We start from the raw sequence: 21,234 nt of genomic DNA, 5'->3' as shown, positions 1-21,234 counted from the left end.
AGAACCCAATGTGGTTCATCCTGGCCGCCCAGGTGCTCGTGGCTTAGAGTTTCGGCGACGAAGGAGTCACATGCCGCTTGACCAGGGGGCAGCCCTGCTGCGTGGTCGCTACGAGCTGGGCACGCGCACGTCGGGCGCCGGAGACGCTGAAGCGTGGACCGCGTACGACGAGGACGGCGTGCGATACCTTGCCCGCACGTGGACTTACGACGGCGACGAGCCTGACCCTGTTCAGCGGGCGCTCTGGGATGCCGAGTTGCGCACTCTCTACAGGGTCGGCAGCAGCCCTGGTGCTGATGACACGCTGGCCGTCCTCAAGGACGCGGGTCTCGACCGCGACGCGCAGTGCTTCGTCATGGTCCTGCACGCGCCTGGCTACGACAGCGTTGCGGACGCCCTCGCAGTTCGGGGCGAGCATGGCTGGCTCTCCTCCCATAACCCAGCCGATCGGCGGGAGCTTTGGCAGGCCGCTGGCCGCGTCGCCGCTGGACTGGCTGTGCTTCATTCCCAAGACGTCCTGCATCGCGACGTCGGTGCGGAAGCGCTGCTGTACTTGCCCGACGAGCCCGCCAAGTCCATCCGGCTCGGTGGCTTCGAGTGGTCCGTTCGGCTCGGCCGCCCCCTGGATGCCGATCCGCCTGTCAGCTGGTCCTCGCCGCCCGAGCGCCTTGCCGGTGACACGGCCGCATGGCGGCCTGACGACGACTGGTTTGGCTTTGGCATGCTGTGCGCGCGCCTGGTGCTCAACCTCGAGCGGTACGCGAACAACGCTCCGACCGAGCGGTACACCCGTGTGGTCAAGGCCATCGAGGCCGCTACGACCAAGCTCACCGAGCCTGAGCGGCTACTGCTCCTCCGCCTGATCGATCCCGACCCGCTCGAGCGGATGACCCGCCCGCACGACGTCCAGCTTTCCATCCGCGAGATCGCCGCGCTGCTCGCGGCCCCACCGGCGGCCCGCGCGGACGATCAGCCCTTCACGCTCATCGTCAACCCAAAGCAGGCTCAGCTCTACGACTACCTGCTCGATCGAGGGCTACGGGAGCACCTCGGCTTAGATGACGGCCAGCCCTACGACCCACGGGACATCGCCCACACCGACGGCTTGACGGTGTTTCTGCGCCGCGACCTAGACGGCGGAACCCTGCACGCCGTGCCGAATCAGGAGACCGTCATACTGGTTGGCCGTCACACTGTGGTTCGGCTCCGCAAGTACTCCCACCGCGACGAGGCGCCCACTTGGCAGATTGCGTTCTGTCTTGGACCCGCCCAGCTCACGAACAGCGAGGGTGGGCCGGCCCGCGTTCGACTGCCGGCCGGCCGCCTCGTGGTCAGGCCGACGAGGGCCGCACACAACGACCGCGGCCTGGCCCTAGCGTCCGCGACATGGGACACGGTGCTGCCCCGCATCGAGCGCGGCGCCGACTTAGCTCGCGACCTCACCCAATTCCACCAGTTCGTCCGCGCCACTCACCAGATCGAGCTGCTCATGCTCGACGCGACGATCTTCCCCATCGAGCTGGTAGCCGGGCCGGACACCGCCGACGAACCCGGCTTCGAACAAATCACCGTTCGTGAACGGCCACGCCCCGAGAGCAGGCAGGTCCTCGCGTTCCTGCACAACGACGGCCTTGCCGGTTTCCTACAGCGCGAGCTTGAGGCCGGCAAGCCTGACAGCGGCAGCGTCATCCTGTCCGGTGAGCATGGGGACGCCCTGGCGTTGCCCTCGGGTGGTAAAGACAACCAGTGGCGCGTCCACGCCGTGGACGACGCCGCAGGGACCGCGACACTCAAGCGCCAGACTTTCGACGCCGGCCGTCCGCCGCCGCCCGAAAACGGATACCTGCGCGGCGCGGGCATGCCCGGTCAGCTCAAGCTCATCCGACGCCGCAAGCAGGCCATCGACGCCCTCGACCGCCACAGCTATCTGCTCCGCAGCCTGGCCGCGCCCGGCCAGGTGTACATCGACACCGGCGCGGCCGACCTGCCTGTCCAGCTCGCTCCCCAGACCGTCGACGAAGCGAAGCGCCGCGCTATTGAGGACATCCTGCGGGTCAGGCCAATCTATGCCCTGCAGGGCCCGCCCGGCACCGGGAAGACCACGCTGGTCGCCTGGCTTCTGCGCGAGATCCTCCATGACGACCCGGTCGCGCAGGTCCTTGTCACAGCCCAGGCGCATGGCGCCGTAGACGTTCTCCGGGCACGGGTTACTGAGGCATTCGAGGGCGTTGCACCGGAGCGCAGGCCCCTCGCGGTCAGGCTCGGGTCCCGTAACAAAGGCGACGACAGCGTCCAAGACACCGTCGAGGATGTCGCCCTACAGGTCCTACGCGACAGCAGCAGCACCCTCGCCAACCTGTCTGACCGCACCCCCGCCCAACAGGACTGGCTCAACCACGCCACAGCAATGGCCGACGAACTCGCCAGCCGCGAGGCACGAGGCACCGGTGCCGCCGATTTCGTCGAACTGGTCAAGCGTGGCGCGAACCTGACCTACTGCACGACGAGCGCCGGCGAACTTGAGGCCATTGCCGGCGACCAGTCCTTCGACTGGTCCATCGTCGAGGAAGCCGGGAAGGCGCACGGCTTTGACCTCGCGCTGCCCCTGCAGGCGGGCCACCGGTGGCTGCTGATCGGCGACCACAACCAGCTCCCGCCATACCGATACGAGGACTACCTGCGCGGCGTCGACGACCTCGACGCGGTTGTTGACGCACTGCAAGCTCTGCCCAATCCCGGGGGCCTCCTGGACTGGGAGTGGGTCTCGTCGTGGAGGTACAAGACCACGGAAGATCGTGCCGCATTCCAGGGCTACGCCAAAGACTGGCTGAAGACCTTCAAGCGCACGTTCGAGCACTGCCAGGTCGCCGTCGGCCAAGGTGACGCCGGTCAGCGCTTGACCGATGACCCGGCGGGCGGCGCCGCTGCGGGCGTACTCATCGAGCAGCACCGCATGCATCCCGACATCGGCGAGCTGATCTCGCGCGCGTACTACGACGATCGGCTCGTAAACAGGACCACGCACGAGGGCAAGCCCGTTGCCCGCGTGCTACACGGCTTCGCCAAGCCACTCGAGATCAGTGGGAAGGCGATCGTCTGGCTCGATGTCCCGTGGTGCCGCGACGACCCCAGGACCGCCGAGACCGGCCCGGCCCAGGGCAAGGCGCGATACACCAATGACGCCGAGGCGACGGCCCTGGCCAACTTCTTAGCGTCGCTGAGGCGAGAGGGAACCGGCGCCGCGGAGCTTGCCGTCCTGTCGCCATACAACCAGCAGGCGTCTGTGCTGCGGCGCCGGATGAGGAAAGCCGCGCTCCCGGAAGGGCTTGAGCTCAAGCCCGCCCTAAACGCTCGTCCAGGCGCTGCCGGCGGTGCCAGCGGCGTCCACACCGTCGACTCCTTCCAGGGCAACCAGGCCGACGTTATTGCGGTGAGCCTGGTGCGCAACAACCTTCAGGATCCGGGACATGGCCTGGGGTTCCTCGACGACGCGAGTCGGCTCAATGTGCTGCTGTCCCGCGCAGAGCGGCTGCTCGTACTTGTCGGTTCCTGGGACTTCTTCCGAGAGCAGGTTCGCACTGTCGAGCTCGACGACTCGGCAAACCCCCTGTGGCATCTCAAGCGGATTGTTACTGACCTCAGCGATTGGTTCGACTCCGGCCGTGCCACTCGGCTCCGCGCCGACCTTGGTGGCCTGTCATGATCGTCCTCTTGCCAGTGAGCCGGTTTCGCGTCCCATACGACCTCGCCCGCGGCAAGCCGTACAGCCGGCTTGAGCACATGGTGCTCAACACCGTCGCCGACGACGGCGCGACCCTGCGGTCGCTGGCCAAGGCTTTCCGCGTGCACGACAGGCTTCTGGTCCAGGCTGTCGTGACCCTCGTCAACGCTGGCTGGGTCGCCGTCCAAGGAGGGGCGCAAGCCTCGTTCGTGCTCACCGGGGCCGGATACGAGGCCGTCAGCGGAGACCGCGAGCCCGTGTCGGTGGTCGTCGAGGCCGCCCGGCCCGGCATCGTGGTGATGGAGCGTCACTCCGGCCAGATCGCCCGGCTGTCCGAGGCACGGAACTACCGCCGAGAGGACCTGAGTGATGTTTGGGACACTGCCCCCAGGATTCGTACGAGGGTGGTGCGCGACTCGGTTGACGAGGCTCAGGTCCAGAAGCTCCTGCACCGAGAAGCCGGTCAATGGGTGCGCAGGATCGGCCGAATCGAGGAGATCAGCCGCGACGCTCACTGGCTCCCTCTCGACGTTGATGTTGACGCTAAGCAGGTGCTCGGCCTGCCGCCGCCCTGGCGCCAAGCTCTTACTGGTCCGGCCCTGGCAGCCGCCACAGCGGCTGGCGGTTCCTCGCGCTCCACTGCAACGTCTCGCGGCGCGGCCCGTCTTGCTCGGCGTCGCATCTCGGGTGTGACTGACGAAGACCGGGTACACCGGCGCGGCACCGCCGTGCTGCTCACCGCCGCCGATGTGCTGCGCGGCGAGCAGGCGCACGCCGACGCACTGGCCGAGGCGCTCCAGTCGGCACAGACCAGCGTCGCTTTGGCCATTCCCCGTCTCGACGGGTCGGATGCGTTCGAGACCATGGCTGCCAGCTGCGCCGACGCCGTGGCCCGGGGCGTCCGCGTGGACCTGCTGGTCGGCTCTACGGACGTGGACCCGACCGCTTTGAAGGCCATCGCGAACCGCATCGGCTACGGTGCCGACGCCGGCCGCGGCCGGGCGCTGCTGCGGACCCGCGTCACGGGCAGTGGTGCCAACCTGCTGCTGTGGGACAGCGCGCCAGGACAGCTCGTCGGCATCGTTACCGGCCACGCGTGGGCCGACGGGACGGTAGCAAGCCCTCACGCCACCGGCGTCAGGATCCTTGCGCCGGCGTTATGTGCCGACCTCGCTCGCGCCGTCGCCTCACTGTGGACTGGCCGCAGTGGTGACGAGTTCCCGGGAGAGCCGATCAGATGGCGGCGCCTTGCTGAGGACATCGAAGAAGCCGCTGCTCGGTCCCTGGACGACGCCACGGATGGTACGGACACCACAGCCGAGCTGCTCGTCGACGAAGAGTGTCTAGCTGTAACCGACGTACCAGCCGGCGCCGCCGCTGTCGGCGTGCACGCGCCTGACCCGGCGGGCGGCGACGTCGAGCGTAGAGGCGTCCAGCTGATCGTGCGTGGCCCTAGCGCCCGGTTCGTCTAACTCGTTCCAGACGCGCTCGGATAGCGTCCGTCAGCAAAACTTGAGCCTGGGTCAGCATGCTCTCAACCGGGCCAGAACATTATGGCCTTGCTCGAGACCCACTCGACGGTGTTCTGGTAGGGCCGAGGCTCTGGCTCAACGACGATGTGCGGGGTAGGGACCCCCAGATTCAAGGCCGACGCCGAACGCAAGCGATGTCTTGAAGGCCAGCGCCGACTTGCTGTGCTGAGTGGCACGCAGCAGGCACGGCGTTCCGCTGCTAGCCTAGAAACCGCAGAATTCCAACGATCCAACGCCTCCAAACCACATGATCAACTTTTGTTGATCCCCATCTGGTTGCGGCTCAGGTGCGCCCGGTGTGCTGAGTCGACCTCGTAAGGTTCTCCCGCTCGGCCGAGCACCCGCACTCCTTGAGTTGCAGCGCCACGGGTCCAGGGGATGCAGCTTGCGCCGAACAGCTTTGCCTGTGGGACTGATTGACCGGTCAGCCCAGCGGACATCGGGTAGGAGTTCGGCTGCGTGGGCGTACAGCTTCATGCCGATGCCTAGGCCGACGTACGTTTTGACATCCACGAGGTCACCGCAGTCCGTGAAGCCGCAGCGGCACGGCTCGCCTGAGAAAGCTGCCTCCCGTGTATGTCGCATGGAGCCCCCGAGGCCGTCGAATCGTCGGCAGAGGACGGCTGGGAAGTCGACTGTTCCCCCGGGGAAGCCTCGGGACACCACGGAGACAGTGGCTGCCCTGCCCTCGTTGACAACGGCAGCCACTGCCCAGGGCTCAGACCGCGACTGGAGCAAATACCGGTAGCAGCCGCTCGCACCACGACCGAGAAACGGCTCGGAAGCACAGGTGCGGCCTGGGTACTGTCCAGGGCGTGCTCATCGCTGAGGCTGTTATCGAACTGACCGACCACGCTGGGTTCGCCGGCTGGCCGTCGACCCGAGCTGCGGGGTTCGGGCACTTGCCGCTGCACGCGGGCTTGACCGCCGAGGAGATCGGGTCAGTGGTGTGGTCTTTCCTAGAGGCGAATCACGTGTTCGACGATCCAGATGCGGATGGTGCGACTGTCCTCGGCGGGGTTCGGATCACTGACACGAAGTCGGGCGCTGTACTGGTGCCTGGGTGCTGCAGCGACCTGTCGGGCCGATTCGACCTCTTCGAGTCCGTAGCCGATGGCACGAGCGACCCGTGGTTGGGGCACAGTCCCTCGCCTGACGTGCGGATCAGCGGGAACAAGGTCCGCTTCGTCATCGACGCCGAACGAACCGAGGAGGTCGCGTTCGAGGCGACGCTCGACGAGTTCCGGACCGCGCTCGACTCGATCGAAGGCGATCTGCTGGGTTTCATCGCCACGCTCGAGCAGTGGGCTCCGGTCCATGTGCCGGCCCAGGCCGACGACGTCGTCGCCCGCTTTCGGCATGGGATCGGGACGCTGGACCTGGCCGACAGGCGCCGAGGGGACGCCTGACGTGCGCCCGACGTTGATCCTGCTGTCCGACGCCGCGACGAAGGCGGTGATCCTCAAACGTCTCACGGCGGCAGGCGAGTACCGGCAGGAGCCAGTCTTTGATCACCTGACCGCGGACGGCGCGTCCTTCGGCGTCGATCCGACCGACGCGGTCCTCGACGAGTACACCGCCGACGTGCTCGAGCGGGCATTGCCAGGTGTCTGGGCGCACGCGGTCATGATTGAGTACGGCGTGCGCGAAGAGGTTAGACCGCTCGTGCTGGCGGTGACCGACGGCCTCGACGGAGTCCTCGACACCAACCACGGACCGTACCTGCGGTTCGGTGACCTGCCCGCATCAGGATGGCTGGCGCGACTCGGGCAGCCTGGACGCGATGACATCACCGGGGATCCGCTCGCGGTCTTCGACGAGCCGCCCGAGGAGCCTGGCGACCCGGTGATCTGGCCCCGCTGGACTGGTTACGGCGAGTCAGACGAGGCAACTGAGCGCAGTCGCCGTGCTGTTCTGGACGAGTTGAGGCGCGAGCTGCTGCCGACGCACCCGCTGTTCGGCAGGATCGCAGGGATCGATGCCTTCCACGCGGCGTCCGACGACGTTCTGGCTCGCCTTGACGACGGCACGCTCGTCGTCGTGCACCCCACATGGAGCGGTAGGCCAGAACCCTACGAGCACTGCCCGTCGTTCGTAGTCCTGGGCGCGCATTCCGATGCCGCACGGCGTTTGCGCAAGTACGAAGGATGGACGAGGTGACGCGGAAGCCTGCCAGGAGTCCAAGTCGTCCGTGATGGATTCATCGGTGAGTCTCGCAGTAGGTGATGTGAAGCCTGGTGGGCGGATTGCGGCGGTCGTTTTCCCAGGTTCGTCCGATGTCGATCTCTGCGCAGCAGTGAGCATCGGGCGTTCGGGCAATGTGTGAGGGGCAGTCCTCGGCAAGCTCCTGCACCTGATTGGAAGCCAGCTCGAACGCGGGCTGACTCCCGATCACGAACAGCGTGTCTGCGGCCGTCTCCCACAGCAGATGGTCGCGGAACCCGTGGTGCCATCGGCGTTCATGATCTGACCGGGTGACCTCCGGGAATGGCTGCGCAGGCAGCCGCACCGTGTGCGGAGTCCATGAGGTGGCGCGGCCTCGAAGTTCTTTCCACTGCTTCACCGGGAACTGCATCCTGTGGTGCATCAGTACGAGATCGGAGGGCTGCCCTTCGATCCAAGACCCGCACTCGCCAGTGGCTTGGCGCAGTGGGAGGTGGATCAGGCTGTTCGGGGAGCGAGCGGCGAGCCACCATGCGCACGCGATCTCGAACGCGGAAGCTTTGTTTACGACAAGTTGTGCGGCTCCGCGCCCGGCGCCGTCGTACAGCGGAGCGTGAGCCTTCGGAGAGGCCGGCCGAAGCACACGGTACGACTGGCCGCCCAGTGTGACCGTGCTGACGAGGGTGCGCCATCTCTGTTCCGCGAGTTTCATGCCTCGCCTCGCAGCCCGGCCGCGAACGCGACGCGACTGTTGCGCCACGTCTCGGGCCACACCTGCGGTAGCAGGGTGATGAGTTGATCTCGCTGTGCCTCGGTGGGCTGGGCGAACTGTGGAATGGTCATGTTGCGGCCGAGCGCGGCGAGAACGGGGTCGTGGTCGAGCAGGATCTCCAGGTCCGCGATCGTCTGGTCCCAGCCGCTGCGGTTTCGCTTGAGCCACCACGCCCGACGTCGGAGTTCCGGGTCTGGAGACGACGTCAGCGGGAGCAGGTCGGCGTCCGACCACGCAGCAGGTATCTCAAGGAGAACCTCGGACGCGAGCCGCGCGACACGGTTGGTGCCGGTTCGCAGGGTCTCGAACAACAGCGGGGCGTCGGCAGGGGCCACGCAGCTGGTGAGGAGGCGGAGACCGGCCTTTTTCAGCGGCGGCTCGGTGCTGCGGACCAGGTCGAGCGTTGCCTCGTGCTCCACTGTGCCGCCGGCCTCGACCAGGCCACGGTAGGCACGGGCGCGCACCGCCACGGGTCCCGTGCCCTGGGCGACATCCTGATACACCGAAAGCGCGTCGCGGCCCTGTTCCTCGTAGCGCTGTCGTGCCCACAGCCGGACCAGGACGCCAGGATCGACCAGCAGCCGCTCCACGTCTGCGGGATCGAGCAGGTCAGCGGTCAGCCGGACGAGGCCGAGTACACGGCTCTCGGCCGATCTGTCGCTCAGGAGGGCTGAGGCCACGACGTCGGGGACAGCCCGGTCGGCGATGGCATGCGCCAGGAGGCTCTGGACGATGCGGTCGTGCTCTCGCGGTAGCGCGGCGACGGCGTCGCTGACGCTCAGCAGCTCGTTGGTCAGGCTGTGCCGGAAGGCCATTCGCCGGACCGCAGGTGTCGTCGAGCCGCGCAAGCGCGACCACAGCGCGGCTTCTCCGTGAACCCCAGCGAGCGCGTGCAGGTACAGGGGCAGGACTTCGGAGCCTCGCGTGCGTCCCTCGATGAGGTGCAGGACGGGCACGATCTGGTCCGCTTGGGTCAGCGCCGTCCTGCGAAGCACACCTGTGGTGGCTGCGTGTCGGACGGGCAAGACATGATCAGTGAGGCGGACGGCGAGCATGCGGTCGGCCAACGGGGCATCGGTCCGCGTGAGGATGCCAACGGCGGCTTCTCGGACTCGACCGTTGCCGTGCATGCTCGCGAGGGCTGCGCCAAGGTGGCCGGACGCGCTGAGTGTTCCGCCCTCCCAAAAGCTGTCCGTTCCCAGCGCGTCGCGGTGCCGCCAGAACCGCGCCGTACGGTCGATCCGAAGCAGCTCACGCGCCGACGCGAGCAGCAACCAGTCCTCGATCTCCGCAAGCGGACCCGGTGCACGTGAGAGCACAGCAGCGGCGCCGTCTGAGAGACGGTCGGCGATTTCGGCGGTGGCCAGCACGCCGCACATGATGTCAGCCGCCATAAGCGGGGACGAACGAATAACGACGCACCGAGGAGCATCGCGGGACGTGACGGGTGTGGCTACGGCTGGCTCGTGCGGTCCAAATAGTGCAGCGGACCACTGTCGACTCCGTCTGGAAAGAGATACAACCGATCGGCGGAATCGATCGACAACTGAATGTTCGCGTACGGGTAGGAATCACTGCCTTCGTCGACCCAGAGCATGATCGCGGACGTCTCGAGGTCCACCAGGTCCCACGTACCGGCAATGTTCGGCGTCTCGGCGCTGCCTGTCCCTTTGTCGTTGTCGAGTACACCCACCGGGATTCCTGACAACTCGTAGTTACCGCCATCGTGCAGAGTGAGCAGGCCGCCGTCGGAGTCCGTGAACGTGCCTGCGAAGTCCTGTGTCCGGTAGTTCGGGCTGGAGCATGCGGCGAGTACGGCTACGACGATCAGTGCCATGGGTAGTGATCGGCTTGCCAACATGAGCGTCAGCGTACGGCCAGCTCATAGGCACAGACGGTTCGGGAGACCTTTGGCGTTGAAGAGCCGCCAGGTAGGTGGCATCGCTGCGCTGCTAGGGATGCTCCCGGGAACCATGACGCTTGCGCCCTGTCACCGACCGCTGCGTCGGTGTCAGACGTACTGCTTCGATCAGGCCTTCTACGCTCATACTCAGTTCCTGGTCCCGAAGCGGAACCCGTGCCCGCTCCTGGATAGTCGGCCGGCCTTTTATCAGGCACGGAGCGCGCGGATATCGTCAGCTGTCATGCTTGGCCGGAGAGTGACGATGTCGTCGGCCCAGTTCATGACGACGATGGTGTCGTCGGGGATCGGCACGGTACGTGTGAGCAGTGCGAGGAACTCGGCGGCGAGACCGTCGTCACCCTCTACGTCGATCGCCTTGGCGCTCGTATGGAACTCCACGGTGGCAACCTGTTGCCCGTCGCTGATCGTGACCTGCGTGCTCATGAGTTGGGCGAGGTCCGCCAACTCCGGGCCGTCGACTGCGACGACGTCGGAGGAGGGCCACCGGCGCACGATCGCCGCGGCGACCTCGTCAGGGTCGAACCGCGCTTGTCCCTCGGCCACTGCTATCAGCAGGTCTGCCATGTTTCTCCGATCACTCCGGGACGATCCGCACGTAACCCCGGATACCGAGAACCTTCATCCGGGCCTCGATGAATTCCGCGGCCTTCGTGCTGTTGGTTGTCAGTTCGACGACGCCGTCGCCGTCCATCACCTTGTCCGCAGCATGCTGCAGCTTGGTCAGAGTCTTGTCCATCTTGCTGATCGCTGCTTCACGCAGCCCTTCCTTCGGAAGGGAGTCGGGGATGTAGAAGCTGCTCGACTCGTTGCCGATGTGTTTAGAGTCGCCGACGGCCCCGTACTGCGCGGTGAAGCCGTCCGGCTCCGAGCGAACGGTCTTGCCCTCGGCGTTCGTGCCGATGGGCACCACTCGTTCGTTCTCGCCGTAGACCTTGACCTGGTAGTCCTTGGCCGCGCCTGATCCCTTCACGGAGGTGGAAGCGTACGAGTCATAGCGGGCGGTGGCCATAGCTTCCTCCGTCTGCGACAGCGCCGGCTTCGTGGTGCCGTCGGCGAGCGGAACGGGTTCGCGTCGCAGGAAGTGGGCCATGTCGATCGCACCGGTCTCGTCGGCGAGGCCCTCGCGTGTGAACATCTCGCGGCGCGTGGTCCACCAGATGACGGGGTCGGCGATCAGGTCGTCTGCTGTGTTGCGCAGGATTCGTCCCGTCGCGGCACCGGCGAAATTGCCGGGCGCGAACGTCAGGGCGACGCCGAGGGTGTCGGCAGCGAGCTGGGCTGGAGTGGCGGTGGCGAAGTAGTCGCGGGTGGCCTGCCGCGGGTCGCGGATGAAGGTCGCGATGCCTGCTGACTTGTCCAGACCCCAGGTCAGGACGCCGGAGATGCCCAGGGCCAGTCCGAGGGACCCGCCGGAGAGCACGATCAGTGCGGCGATGCCGGCACCGATCGCGAGCTGGGCAAGCAGCGGCTGGTCATGCCACCAGTCGCCGAGCGCGTCGAGTACGCTGCCAGCCACTGGTCAGGGCTCGGCCCGGAGTCTGGACTGGCGTCGGGCGGCAGGCTGGGGAACTCGAAGTCCGGGTCCAGGGACGGGAAGTCGTCTGGGTCGAACGTGGGCAGGTCGCTCGGCAGTGCTGTCGATAGATCGCTCGGCGCAACGGTTGGGAGGCCGGTGGGCACCTGCGTGGGCAGATCGGGCAGAGCCGTCGGCAACCCGGACGGAAATCCGCTGGGCAGGTCGGTGGGTACGTCGGCCGGGTTCAGCCCCGGCAGCTGGTACTGGTCGTTGGTCGATGTGCCGATCTCACGCGCCGTGGCCGGCGCGGCAGCGAAGACCAGCCAGCCGAGTCCGGCCAGAACGGCGAGAGCAGCCAGGCGCCGCACCCACGGGTGAATGCGCGCTGAGGCGTGCTCGTAGGCCAGCTCGCGCAGGACACGCTGGCCGGAGACCAGCGACGAGCCCCGTGCGGCGGCGACCTGTCGAGGCTCGGCGGGCTCACCGCTGTCCGGCGGACGTCGCGCGTGCCCGGCGAGAGCTTGCGCGAGGTCGCGTCCGACGACCCAGAGCAGGCTGGTGATCGCACCAGCGACGGTGGTCACCACGGCAGGGGCGCCGAGGGCAGGGCGCGTGACCCAGGTGGGTGCGGGGTGCCCGGTGAGGTTGGCGGCAGGGCGGGCTGCGAGCCGGGCTGCGTCGGCCAGGAGACACACCAGCACCAGGAGCAGGAACACCGGAATGCGCCCGTGCCCGTGGCCAAGGAGCGACCAGGGAACGCGCAGCCACCAGGGGATGGTCGTGGAGTCCGGATCGAGCCAGGCGGGCGTGTCGCCGTCGCCGGGCAGTGCGCTGAACAGGTCCAGGCCGGCGTTGTACATCGCGTGGTCGGCGATCGTGGACCACAGCACCACCAGCGACATTGCGGCCAGGACGAGCCCGGTCAGGCGACGTCGTGCCTGCCAGGCTGCGACCGCGAGCCCGACCACTCCGGTGACCAGAGCGGTCATGATCGCGTGTCCGCCGAACTCGGCGATCGTGGTGGGGGCAAGCAGGGCGCCATCCGCGCTCATCGGGGTCGGGACCGGCGCGAGGCCGAACTGTACGTACCCCGGCGGCAGGACGGCGTCGGGCGTCAGACCGAGCAGGGAACCGAAGCCCACGTTGCCGGTCGCCAGGGCGGTGCGTCGTACCGACTCCTCGACGGCGAGGAATGCCGTACCGGATGCCAAGCCCAGCAGGAGCCAGTCGACGGTCGCGAAGCGGGCGGCCCGTCGGGGCGCGAGCAGGACCAGGATCACGACGGGGACGAGCTTGCCGGCCTCTTCGACGATGCCGGCGATGGCGACCTGGGCACCGGTCTCCGTGACGGCGAAGAGATCGAACCGTGCGACCTGGCCCGCCATGATCGTGGTGATCAGGCCGATGCCGATCGACCACGGAACGCACAGCGCGAAGAAGCCCAAGTACCCGGACCAGGTCAGCGTCTTGGTTCGTGCGAGGGCGAACCACGCGACCACGACCCACAGACAGCCGAGGTAGGCGCGCATCCCCAGACGCAGCTCGGGCAGGAACAGCCACAGCCCGAGCAACCACAGCAGCGACCCGGCCAGCACGACTGTCCTGGCCACCCTCCACACCCGTGCGGCACGCGGGTGTGCGCTGGACCAGCGGGAACGCCATACGGCCAGGTGCTGCCACCATTCGCGGGGCGCGGGACCGGTGCTCGTGAACGGCGCAGAGGCCGGCGCACGCGCGAGTGGTGTCGTGGTCATCTTCGCCCCCTGCCCGATAATCCGGGCAAACCGTACGGCGGGTGCAGGCGTGGAGGCAAGGAAGCCGCCAGGCGCTGAGACCTGTGGCCAGCGGCAGCCGCGAAGTGGCGACCCAGACGGCATGTCCGTGTGCTGTAAGCCACCGGATCGGGTGGCTCCTCCAAGGGATGCTGAAACCAGATTGATGAGGCTGATACGCCTCAGCGCCGCCTCGTTCAGGGTGCGGGTAGGTTGCTCGACGGCAGCAAGCCGTTCGCGCCGAGGGAGGTGATCTCGATGCCATCGATTCCGCGCGACGTGGGGCGTCTACTCGATCGGTCGAAAGAGGGTTCCATCACTCCGGCCGAGATGGAGGCCGTGGTTGCCGCGATCGAGAGCAGCGACGGTAAGGACCGGCTATATACGCTGATCCACATCATCGCGCGCACCCGGCCGCAAGGCGCCGAGGCTTTGCTCCTGCGGCACCTCGAGTATCGGGAGGACCCGCAGGTCGCGGCACTGGCACTGACGACGCTCGGGGTTCAGTGGAGCCGTTTCGATCAGGTACGAGGCTTCGCCATTGCGGCCCTGGACGGACTGACCTGGGATGCGTTCTCCGACGTGCAAGACGCTGCGATCGGTGTGGCAGGTGAGGCCCTGCGAGCCCGTCCCGACTGTGAGCTGCTGGAGCGCCTGCTGGCGCTGGCGATGAACTCCGACAAGTGGACGGCTGGTCATCGTTATGGTGCGCTTGCTCGGGCACTCGGTGCTTCGCAACAGGAGTTGTCTGGGGTCTCGCCAACGGCGAGCGAGTGGACGCGCGAAGCCACCGCGCGCCGCGCATGGGCGAGGCTCGATCGGGAATGCTCCTGAACGAGACGTCACGGTCTGACCACCATCGCCCGCTCGGGACGAGCCGCGTACGAGCGAGCGATGACCCCGACAGGTACGAGCGACCAGCTCTCTCGCCGCGGTGCTGATGGTCAGGAGCGATCGAGCGGGGACAGTTCGCGGTGTTCGCGCCAGTGGTTGTCGAGCCACTCGACCTGCTTGGTTCGGAGTTGGGTCGCGAGCGGTTGGTCGTGAAGTCCGGCGTACTGGGGATATTCGGCCAGTTCAGAAGCGACGTCGATCCGGAACTTGTTGGGATCTACCGCGAGCAGACCGTCGTCGAAGAGCCGGTGGATGTCCCTGCGTAGCATCAACCCACCGTGCTCGAAGTGCTCTCCGAGCTGGGCGTACCTGTACAGATGTCCTGCTTCAAGAACGCGCGGGGGAGCGGCGCCGGTAAAGGCGCAGTTGCTTCCCTGGCTGGCGAGGATGTGTTCCCGGAACTTCCGCTGTCCCCGGCGGACACGAACGACCGAGTGCTTAAAGCCGTGGACGAGTTCGATGTGCGGCTCGGTCGTCGTCGGCCACGACAGGTCTGGGACGCGCGCGATCATTCGGTCGAGGGCTCGGTGGGCGTTCTTGTTCGCCAGAGCCTGTTGGAAGGCGGGCCAGTCGATCTCCCGGACGGAGTTGAAGCTGCCGCTCTTGAGGATGAGCGGCCGGATCTCGCTCTCGTCGAGGAGCCCGTCCAGCGCCGTCCACGCAGCGTCGTAGCGAGCCGCGTACATCGTCACGTCGACCTTCTCGAGGTGCGGCGCGTCGAACTCCGACCTGCATGTGGTGTTCGAGCACCGGAACCGTGGCTTGGCCTTCGACGGCGGATTCGGGCGGGTCTTTCCGCACTCGGGGCACCGCTGCATCGTCTTCGTGCCAGGAGCTTCCTCGATCTGCTCGATCACCGAGATCCCGAGGAGCCTTTCACCGTCCCACAGCGCGATCGGGTCACCCACCTGCAGGCGCTTGTGGTTCTGGACCTTGCTGTCGTACAAATACTCGATGCCGAGCTGGTCGTCATAGAGCGACCCGCCGTCGGTGGTCATCAGCAACCAGGCGCGTCGGGGGCCAGGAGCGTCCATGCGCACAGCTTTGCACGAGCGGACTCGTTGTGGCCGTCAGGTGGGTTCGGGGATCGGGGAATCACCCGGGACCGCTGCACCTGCTGGTGTGCGGCGCGTACAACCAGGTCAGGGGCCCATACCTATTCGTCGTCGCGGGGCCGCTATCGTGCGGGCGTGACTGTTGCCCGCCCGCTGTTGTTCCTCGACGTCGACGGGGCCCTGCTGCCTTTCGGCGGGCCCGGGATGCTGCCTCAGCCTCGCGACGGCAAGCCGGAGAACCCGGACGCGCCGCGCCCGGAGTTCGACTTCATCGATCCAGCCCTCGGCCCGCTCCTGCTGGGCCTGGGTTGCGACCTGGTGTGGGCGACGGCGTGGATGGGTGACGCGAACGAGGTGATCGCACCGCGGGTCGGGCTTCCGGAGCTTCCGGTCGCGGACCTGCCGCCCTATGGCGAGTGGGACCCGAACACTCTGGGGTGGAAGACGCGCGCCCTGGTCCGGGTTGCGGCGGGCCGACCGTTCGTGTGGGTCGATGACGTCATCACGGAGGTGGACCGCTGGTTTGTCGAGCTGGAGCATCCGGGGCCCGCGCTGCTGTTCCAGGTCGAACCGTCTGTGGGGCTGACCGCCGATGGCGTCGCTGAGATCGCGACATGGCTGCTAGGTCTGTAGTCGTGACGGGCCGCGTTACGTCGCCGACCGGCCGAAAGATCCGCTGCTCCAGGGGCCGCCGCCGCGGCCAGCTACCTTCAGCGTGAGCTGGGGTTGGCGAGCCTGTTCAGCCGCTTTCCGAAGAGAGTCGAGACTGATGACGAGGACTTCGACCCGTGGCCGAAGCACCCGGACTTCGCCGCACATCTTCGGGACCCGCTCCACGACGATGCAGCCGACGACTTTGCGCCGTTCGGCAACGACGAGGGCTGGGCCCTGTGGCACGTGACCCTCAGTCCGAAGTGTCGGTCTAGCGCAAGTGACGCTGCGGCGGGTCGTCGCGTTCAGGCAGACCTGCAGCGATGCTGGACTGGCGGATGCCGATCAGGTGGGTGATCGCGGCAGTCCTGATTACAGGTACTAGGCGAAGATCTGTTCGCGGTGCCAGCTCAGATACTTGTCCGCAGGCGCGACCTCTGGCAGCGAGAGATCAATCCGCTGACGTAAGCCGTCACCGGTGAAGTGGAGTGCGGTCGCTAGGTTCCTATCGATCGCGGAAAGAAGACGCTGCGAGACGCGGACTGTCAGGTGATCAGAAGCAGTGTCCAGGGTCATCAGGCCAGTGTCGAAGGCGGCGTCATGGGTGGGGCATGCCGCAATCCCGTTTGCAACATCGAGGCGCTCCCGGCCGTTGGAGTCGCGCCAGGGCTTGATGTGCCCGGCCCGGAGGAGGCTAGGTCGTCGTCCGTCGCCGAGCGTGAACCCGCAGAATGCGCACGCGTCGCCGAAGTTACGAAGTACCTCACTGGCGAACGCGCTCTGCCCGATGCGAAGCATCTGCATCAGTGCTCGCTCGGTCGCGCTGTCAGTGTCGAGGGCTTCTAGTCGGCGTTGGCCGATTTCCTGTTCGACAGCAGTCTGAAGGTCAAGTTCGTCGACCTCGTCCTGTCCGAGCAGGACCATAAAGCCACCGTGCTCCAGGCCAAGAAAGTCGGGCAGGCGGTCGGTGCCGATGCCGACGTTTCGGGCTGCCGCGAGCACGACTCGGTAGGTGCTGGCCACTAGCTTGGCGTCGGATGCGAGGCGCCGACCGAGATCGATATCGCTGGTGGCGCCGCGGTTGCGGCCGGGGACGCCGGACAAGTTCTCAACCTTGGATGCGACACCGTTTGGCTTGCGTCGGAACAGCCGCGCGAGCTCGGGCACAGGGAAGGGGAACTTGCGACCGTCCCCGCCACCCGACCTAACGTTCGCTACGACGCGCACCGCGCCCGCGAGGAGCGTCTCAACCGGTGTGTGGTTGATTCGCCCGCGATTCTCCGTGGGCTCTTGGCGGGACTGGATCTCTAGCCACTGCTGCTCGGCCTGCGCGATAGTGATGTCGAGGTGGTCAGAAAGGCTCATAGGCACCCGCGATGATTTGCCTCGGTGGTAGATGGGGAGTTGCTCGCCTGGGGCCAGCCGCGGATCGTCGCGGATGGTTGTGCCGCCTTCCGGAGCATGGCGACGGCGACGAAAGAGCTCCGGAGTGCTGCGGACAGTCTGGACCGCCACGGGCGGGATCGTCGAGCATTTCGGAAAGATCTCCGGCTCCTGGTGGTGGCTCAACTGCGGTGACGTGCTGACCCCCGATGCGGCCGGATTGCCAGTGGATCAGACGCAATGAAGGCGGGCCCCGACCCCAGCCAGGACCCGCCTCCACCCGCCCTACCCCAGAATCAGGGCTTGATCGTAGGAACGAAGTTGTTCAGCAGGAACTTGCCCTTCTTCCCCGGCGGCAGCTCACCCATGAACCGAGTAACCACACCAGTCCGCTCCGACTCGACCCACAGCTGGAAGTCGATCGTCTTGACCGAAGAGTCGGCCCAGTGCTCGCTCTGCGCGGCCACGAGCACGGCCTCCGTTGCGCCCTCGACCTCGACGTACGAGGCGTAGTAGCCGAGCTTGTCCAGCTCGTCCGGGTCCGGCATCTCCTGGTCCACGAAGGGCGACTGGACGAGGATCCGCCAGTGCTGGTCGGACCCGTCGGAGATGGGCTTGAGGGAGCTCCACTCGTGGCCCTTGCCGCCGTCGCCCACGATCTTCTCGCCGGTCCACGGGGCCGGGACCTTGTAGCGGACGCCGTTGGTCTTGGCCTTCTGCCACTTGTCGGTCGCGCCCGGGGTGGGCTCACCGAGCTTGACCTCGGTCCCGACGGGAGGGCAGTCGGCGGCGGCCATGCAGGCCACCGACGTGGTGCCGGCGGTGGCGGTCGTCGTCGTGCCCGCCGTGAGGCCGACGACGAGGCCGGCCAGCAGAACCATCGAACCTATCTTTGCCTGTGTGTTTCGCATGACTCCTAAGACGCTTCGGCCGACCGGATGGTTGTGCCTGTTCTGAAAGTCGTGCGACGTACCGGCAGGTGGGACGCCCTTTCTGGCTGTTTCACAGGCCTCGGCGCCGATAGGGTCCCAGCATGACCGGTCCCCGGCGCTACCGTGACGTCCGCTCGGCCACGCTCACGGCTGCACCCGAGGTCGTGTGGCGCGCCGTCCTCGATCAGGTAGAGGTGCTCGGGATGCCGTCCTGGTACGTGCGCCTGATCGGTTGCCGCGACAGGCAGGCCGCAGGCCCGCGACCACTCGCGGCGGGTTCGGTGGTCCCGGGATTCAACGTGACGACGGCGGATCCGCCCGCCGAGCTCGTGCTCGACGGCGTCCACCGGTTCTCGGTCTACACGCTCACCTTCCGCGTCGTCCCGACGGATTCGGGCACGCGCCTGGAAGCACACAGCGACGCGACCTTCCCGGGCGTCCTCGGCGCGATCTACCGGCTGCTGGTGATCGACTCGCGCATCCACAAGCTCGCGACCCGGAGCATCGTGACGCGCATCCGTCGACGGGTAGAGCCCACACGGCCCTGACGGGAGCCGGCCGTAAAGTTGCTTCTCGACAAACGGGGGAGAGCGCCATGACCGGAGACCCGAACGCCGACCAGAGCCCGCGCTCGCCGTCCGACGAGGAACGGTTCGCCGCCCTGCGAGCGCACTCGCCACGCGCCGCACTGATGGACCGCCTGGATCTTCTCGAGGGCGGGATTCCCGGCGTTGCCGCCTACCAGGCCGCGCTACGCCTCCTGCCGAACGGTGCCCGGTCCTCGGGAATGAGGCCTCCGGCTGGAGCGCGCTGGAACAGGGCCGAAGGCGCGTGGGAGGTCGACCACGCGGTCGCGATGCGACTCTGGGAGCCACCGGGCGACGCCGGGCTGCCTCCTCGGGAGATGGTGGACGCGTTCCTCGCGGGCTACGTCGAGCGCACCGGGGACGACGAGGAACGCCGGCTGGTCGAGCAACTCTATGCCGAGGCGGAGCAGCGGTTGTCGGAACTGGGCGGCGCACGGGAGGTCTTTCCCGCGAACACCCAGGCCGAGGCGGATGCCGTCGCCGAACGGTACGGCTACGGCAAGCTCGTCCAGACGATCACTCTCGACGCCCCGTCCGGCTCGTACGTTTTTGCGTTCACGCTCGTGGTGGTATTCGCCCTTCTCGGCACCGTGCTCCTGTTCCAGTGGGGCGACGACACGTCCGCCCGGGTGGGCGGGATCGGGCTGTACCTGGCGGCGGCCGCGACCATCGTCCTGGGCTTCGTGCCCCTGCCCCGGGGCCGGCCGCGACGGCCGGCTCCTCAGCTGTTCGTGTTCCGGGGCGGCATCGTCTTCGGCGACGACGGGCTGCTGGACCCCTACGCCTGGCCGGACCTGGAGCTGCGCCAGAAGGTCGTCACCGCCACCGTCGGCTCGGATCAGCACGAGGTCCGCAGCAAGGTGCTCTGGATCAGTCCGCGCGGCCGGAGCAAGGAGTTCGTCGTCCCCTCGCTGCACCACAGGACCGTCACCGACCTGGCCAGGGCGGGCGGCGCGACGATCAGCTAGACCACGCCGAGCCACGGCGTCGGCCCGCTTCACCAAAACGGGTGGGTCGGCCAGTCGCTGTGCGCAAGGATGACGGGCGTGGACCCACGAGCTGACGCCGCCGCCCTGGTCGCAGACCGCTACCCGGACGCGCGCTGGGCGCTCCTGGCCGGCAGCGTGCTCGACCCGGGGTCCCGGACGGCGGGTTCGGACCTCGACATCGTGGTGTGCGTGCCCGACGACGCCGTCGGGCATCGCGACGCCACGCGGTGGCGGGGCTGGCCGGCCGAGCTGTTCGTGAACACCGAGGCCGGGCACCGCTGGTTCGTCGCGCAGGAGACAGCGCGGCGGAAGCCGACGCTGGCCCGGATGATCGCCACGGGTGTGCCGGTGGTGGGGGAGGCCCACCTCGCCGGGCTGAAGGCCGAGTGCCAGACACTGCTGGAGGCGGGCCCGGGACCGGCGTCGGACACCGCGCTGGAAGATGCCAGGTACGGCGTGACCGACCTGCTGGACGACCTCGCGTACGCACGCGACGGCGGCGAGGCGGACGTGGTGCGGTCGGTGCTGTGGGAGCGGGTCGGGCACCTGGCGCTCGCGGCGGCCGGGAGGTGGGACGGCGGCGGCAAGTGGCTGCTGCGCGAGCTCCGCGCCTGGGATCTCGGGTACGCCGCCCGCTGGGTGGCCGCCCGGCACGACGACCAGACGATGGTCGCCGTGGCTCACGCGACGCTCGACGCGGCGGGCGGGCCGTTGTTCGAGGGGTACCTGCGGCAGGCGCCCGTCGTCGACGAGATCGCCGCGACCTCGACCCCACCGTCGGCGGTGGTGCGGCGTGCGGCACGCGCGATCCTGCTGGACGAGGAGGGCCGGCTCGTGGTGATCAGGCGGACGGTCCGGGGGCGCGCCCCGTACTGGGTCACTCCTGGCGGAGGAGTCGAGCCGGAGGATGCCTCGGTGGAGGACGCGCTGCACCGCGAGCTGTTCGAGGAGCTCGGCGCGACGGCGCGCATCGTCCGGCAGGTGTTCCTGACGTCCCAGCCCAAGGACACCGGGATCAGCGTGCAGCACTACTTCCTCGCGCGGGTCGTCTCGATGGACCTGGCACTGCGGTCCGGTCCCGAGTTCCAGGAACCGGTACGCGGCACCTACGACGTCGAGCACGTCGACCTGCGCGACAACGCGGCGCTGGCCGGCATCGACCTGGTGCCCGCCGCGCTGAAGGCCTTCGTCCGGACCAACCGCGACGCGTTGCTCGCCGACGCCGGGGCCTCCTGAGCCGACGCTCGAGCACGTTCAACCCAAGCCCAGCCGGCTCTGGGTGAACTTGTCGACTTCACCCAGGTTTCTCCTACAATAGCCTCACACGGACGATAGGTCGTGTA

At 67.6% G+C, this 21,234-nt stretch carries 19 protein-coding genes; 10 read left to right on the top strand and 9 right to left on the bottom strand.

Translation table 11 applies throughout. The annotated features are described in order from the left end of the window. The first annotated feature begins 70 nt into the window (after window positions 1-70). The 4 genes from AB0F70_RS13195 to AB0F70_RS13180 all read left to right on the top strand — a co-directional run bounded on the left by AB0F70_RS13195 (window position 71) and on the right by AB0F70_RS13180 (window position 7,413). Complete coding sequence (locus tag AB0F70_RS13195) at window positions 71-3,703, top strand: AAA domain-containing protein (RefSeq protein WP_357448568.1); 3,633 nt, start codon at window positions 71-73, stop codon at window positions 3,701-3,703. Beyond that, a complete protein-coding gene (locus AB0F70_RS13190) occupies window positions 3,700-5,193 on the top strand; it encodes a hypothetical protein (RefSeq protein ID WP_357448566.1) in 1,494 nt (497 codons plus the stop codon). Before AB0F70_RS13195 ends, AB0F70_RS13190 begins: the two co-directional genes overlap by 4 nt. Before the next feature lie 875 nt (window positions 5,194-6,068). Then, on the top strand, window positions 6,069-6,662 hold the full coding sequence (locus AB0F70_RS13185) for a hypothetical protein (protein ID WP_357448564.1): 594 nt from the start codon (window positions 6,069-6,071) through the stop codon (window positions 6,660-6,662). A gap of 1 nt (window position 6,663) precedes the next feature. Beyond that, on the top strand, window positions 6,664-7,413 hold the full coding sequence (locus AB0F70_RS13180; protein ID WP_357448562.1) for a hypothetical protein: 750 nt from the start codon (window positions 6,664-6,666) through the stop codon (window positions 7,411-7,413). A gap of 40 nt (window positions 7,414-7,453) precedes the next feature. Here the strand turns inward: AB0F70_RS13180 and AB0F70_RS13175 are convergent, their stop codons facing one another. Continuing rightward, a complete protein-coding gene (locus AB0F70_RS13175; protein ID WP_357448560.1) occupies window positions 7,454-8,128 on the bottom strand; it encodes a hypothetical protein in 675 nt (224 codons plus the stop codon). After that, window positions 8,125-9,003 (bottom strand): hypothetical protein, encoded by an 879-nt coding sequence (locus AB0F70_RS13170; protein ID WP_357448558.1) that lies wholly within the window; start codon window positions 9,001-9,003, stop codon window positions 8,125-8,127. The genes AB0F70_RS13175 and AB0F70_RS13170 overlap by 4 nt, the downstream gene beginning before the upstream one ends. Window positions 9,004-9,060: 57 nt before the next feature. On the opposite strand from AB0F70_RS13170, the gene AB0F70_RS13165 reads away from it, so the two are divergent. Then, complete coding sequence (locus tag AB0F70_RS13165) at window positions 9,061-9,501, top strand: hypothetical protein (protein ID WP_357448556.1); 441 nt, start codon at window positions 9,061-9,063, stop codon at window positions 9,499-9,501. Window positions 9,502-9,641: 140 nt separating this feature from the next. Here AB0F70_RS13165 and AB0F70_RS13160 read toward each other — a convergent pair whose 3' ends face one another. From AB0F70_RS13160 to AB0F70_RS13145, 4 genes are all read right to left on the bottom strand, one after another. Beyond that, a complete protein-coding gene (locus AB0F70_RS13160) occupies window positions 9,642-10,025 on the bottom strand; it encodes a hypothetical protein (RefSeq protein ID WP_357448554.1) in 384 nt (127 codons plus the stop codon). 273 nt (window positions 10,026-10,298) lie between these two features. Continuing rightward, complete coding sequence (locus tag AB0F70_RS13155; protein ID WP_357448552.1) at window positions 10,299-10,676, bottom strand: hypothetical protein; 378 nt, start codon at window positions 10,674-10,676, stop codon at window positions 10,299-10,301. A gap of 10 nt (window positions 10,677-10,686) precedes the next feature. Beyond that, window positions 10,687-11,628 (bottom strand): restriction endonuclease fold toxin-2 domain-containing protein, encoded by a 942-nt coding sequence (locus AB0F70_RS13150; RefSeq protein ID WP_357448550.1) that lies wholly within the window; start codon window positions 11,626-11,628, stop codon window positions 10,687-10,689. Next, window positions 11,535-13,382 carry a hypothetical protein gene (locus AB0F70_RS13145; RefSeq protein ID WP_357448548.1) on the bottom strand — a complete coding sequence of 616 codons (1,848 nt, stop codon included), beginning with the start codon at window positions 13,380-13,382 and terminating at the stop codon, window positions 11,535-11,537. Before AB0F70_RS13145 ends, AB0F70_RS13150 begins: the two co-directional genes overlap by 94 nt. Window positions 13,383-13,613: 231 nt before the next feature. Between AB0F70_RS13145 and AB0F70_RS13140 the strand changes: the two genes are divergently transcribed. Next, the gene (locus AB0F70_RS13140; RefSeq protein WP_357448546.1) at window positions 13,614-14,234 is read left to right on the top strand and encodes a hypothetical protein; all 621 of its coding nucleotides are present in this window, start codon (window positions 13,614-13,616) and stop codon (window positions 14,232-14,234) included. A gap of 110 nt (window positions 14,235-14,344) precedes the next feature. On the opposite strand, the gene AB0F70_RS13135 is transcribed toward AB0F70_RS13140, so the two are convergent. Further along, the gene (locus AB0F70_RS13135) at window positions 14,345-15,292 is read right to left on the bottom strand and encodes an HNH endonuclease (RefSeq protein ID WP_357448544.1); all 948 of its coding nucleotides are present in this window, start codon (window positions 15,290-15,292) and stop codon (window positions 14,345-14,347) included. A 192-nt stretch (window positions 15,293-15,484) separates the two neighbouring features. Here AB0F70_RS13135 and AB0F70_RS13130 point away from each other — a divergent pair, with 192 nt between their 5' ends. Then, window positions 15,485-15,982: an HAD domain-containing protein gene (locus AB0F70_RS13130; protein WP_357448542.1), complete on the top strand. Its 498-nt coding sequence runs from the start codon at window positions 15,485-15,487 to the stop codon at window positions 15,980-15,982. 399 nt (window positions 15,983-16,381) lie between these two features. Here AB0F70_RS13130 and AB0F70_RS13125 read toward each other — a convergent pair whose 3' ends face one another. Together AB0F70_RS13125 and AB0F70_RS13120 are read right to left on the bottom strand one after the other, a co-directional pair. Continuing rightward, window positions 16,382-17,515: an HNH endonuclease gene (locus tag AB0F70_RS13125; RefSeq protein ID WP_357448540.1), complete on the bottom strand. Its 1,134-nt coding sequence runs from the start codon at window positions 17,513-17,515 to the stop codon at window positions 16,382-16,384. Between the two features lie 164 nt (window positions 17,516-17,679). Then, window positions 17,680-18,264 (bottom strand): hypothetical protein, encoded by a 585-nt coding sequence (locus AB0F70_RS13120; protein WP_357448538.1) that lies wholly within the window; start codon window positions 18,262-18,264, stop codon window positions 17,680-17,682. A 152-nt stretch (window positions 18,265-18,416) separates the two neighbouring features. Between AB0F70_RS13120 and AB0F70_RS13115 the strand changes: the two genes are divergently transcribed. The 3 genes from AB0F70_RS13115 (at window position 18,417) to AB0F70_RS13105 (ending at window position 21,127) form a co-directional block, all read left to right on the top strand. Beyond that, entirely contained in the window at window positions 18,417-18,863 is a 447-nt protein-coding gene (locus tag AB0F70_RS13115; RefSeq protein ID WP_357448536.1) for an SRPBCC family protein, read from the top strand. A gap of 47 nt (window positions 18,864-18,910) precedes the next feature. Further along, window positions 18,911-19,870, top strand: a complete 960-nt coding sequence (locus tag AB0F70_RS13110; RefSeq protein WP_357448534.1) for a hypothetical protein — start codon at window positions 18,911-18,913, stop codon at window positions 19,868-19,870. A 78-nt stretch (window positions 19,871-19,948) separates the two neighbouring features. Further along, the gene (locus tag AB0F70_RS13105) at window positions 19,949-21,127 is read left to right on the top strand and encodes an NUDIX domain-containing protein (RefSeq protein WP_357448532.1); all 1,179 of its coding nucleotides are present in this window, start codon (window positions 19,949-19,951) and stop codon (window positions 21,125-21,127) included. Window positions 21,128-21,234: the final 107 nt, after the last annotated feature.

The sequence above is a fragment of the Promicromonospora sp. NPDC023805 genome (genome assembly GCF_040639635.1).
GTDB lineage: Bacteria > Actinomycetota > Actinomycetes > Actinomycetales > Cellulomonadaceae > Promicromonospora.
This window is presented reverse-complemented; position numbering and strand designations above follow the sequence as displayed.

Bases quoted from the DNA above. Each gene is read 5' to 3' on its own strand.
- AB0F70_RS13135 (WP_357448544.1), bottom strand. From the start codon at position 15,292: ATGACCACCGACGGCGGGTCGCTCTATGACGACCAGCTCGGCATCGAG.
- AB0F70_RS13115 (WP_357448536.1), top strand. From the start codon at position 18,417: ATGACCGGTCCCCGGCGCTACCGTGACGTCCGCTCGGCCACGCTCACG.
- AB0F70_RS13120 (WP_357448538.1), bottom strand. From the start codon at position 18,264: ATGGTTCTGCTGGCCGGCCTCGTCGTCGGCCTCACGGCGGGCACGACG.
- AB0F70_RS13160 (WP_357448554.1), bottom strand. From the start codon at position 10,025: ATGGCACTGATCGTCGTAGCCGTACTCGCCGCATGCTCCAGCCCGAAC.
- AB0F70_RS13195 (WP_357448568.1), top strand. From the start codon at position 71: ATGCCGCTTGACCAGGGGGCAGCCCTGCTGCGTGGTCGCTACGAGCTG.
- AB0F70_RS13190 (WP_357448566.1), top strand. From the start codon at position 3,700: ATGATCGTCCTCTTGCCAGTGAGCCGGTTTCGCGTCCCATACGACCTC.
- AB0F70_RS13170 (WP_357448558.1), bottom strand. From the start codon at position 9,003: ATGGCCTTCCGGCACAGCCTGACCAACGAGCTGCTGAGCGTCAGCGAC.
- AB0F70_RS13145 (WP_357448548.1), bottom strand. From the start codon at position 13,382: ATGACCACGACACCACTCGCGCGTGCGCCGGCCTCTGCGCCGTTCACG.
- AB0F70_RS13155 (WP_357448552.1), bottom strand. From the start codon at position 10,676: ATGGCAGACCTGCTGATAGCAGTGGCCGAGGGACAAGCGCGGTTCGAC.
- AB0F70_RS13110 (WP_357448534.1), top strand. From the start codon at position 18,911: ATGACCGGAGACCCGAACGCCGACCAGAGCCCGCGCTCGCCGTCCGAC.
- AB0F70_RS13175 (WP_357448560.1), bottom strand. From the start codon at position 8,128: ATGAAACTCGCGGAACAGAGATGGCGCACCCTCGTCAGCACGGTCACA.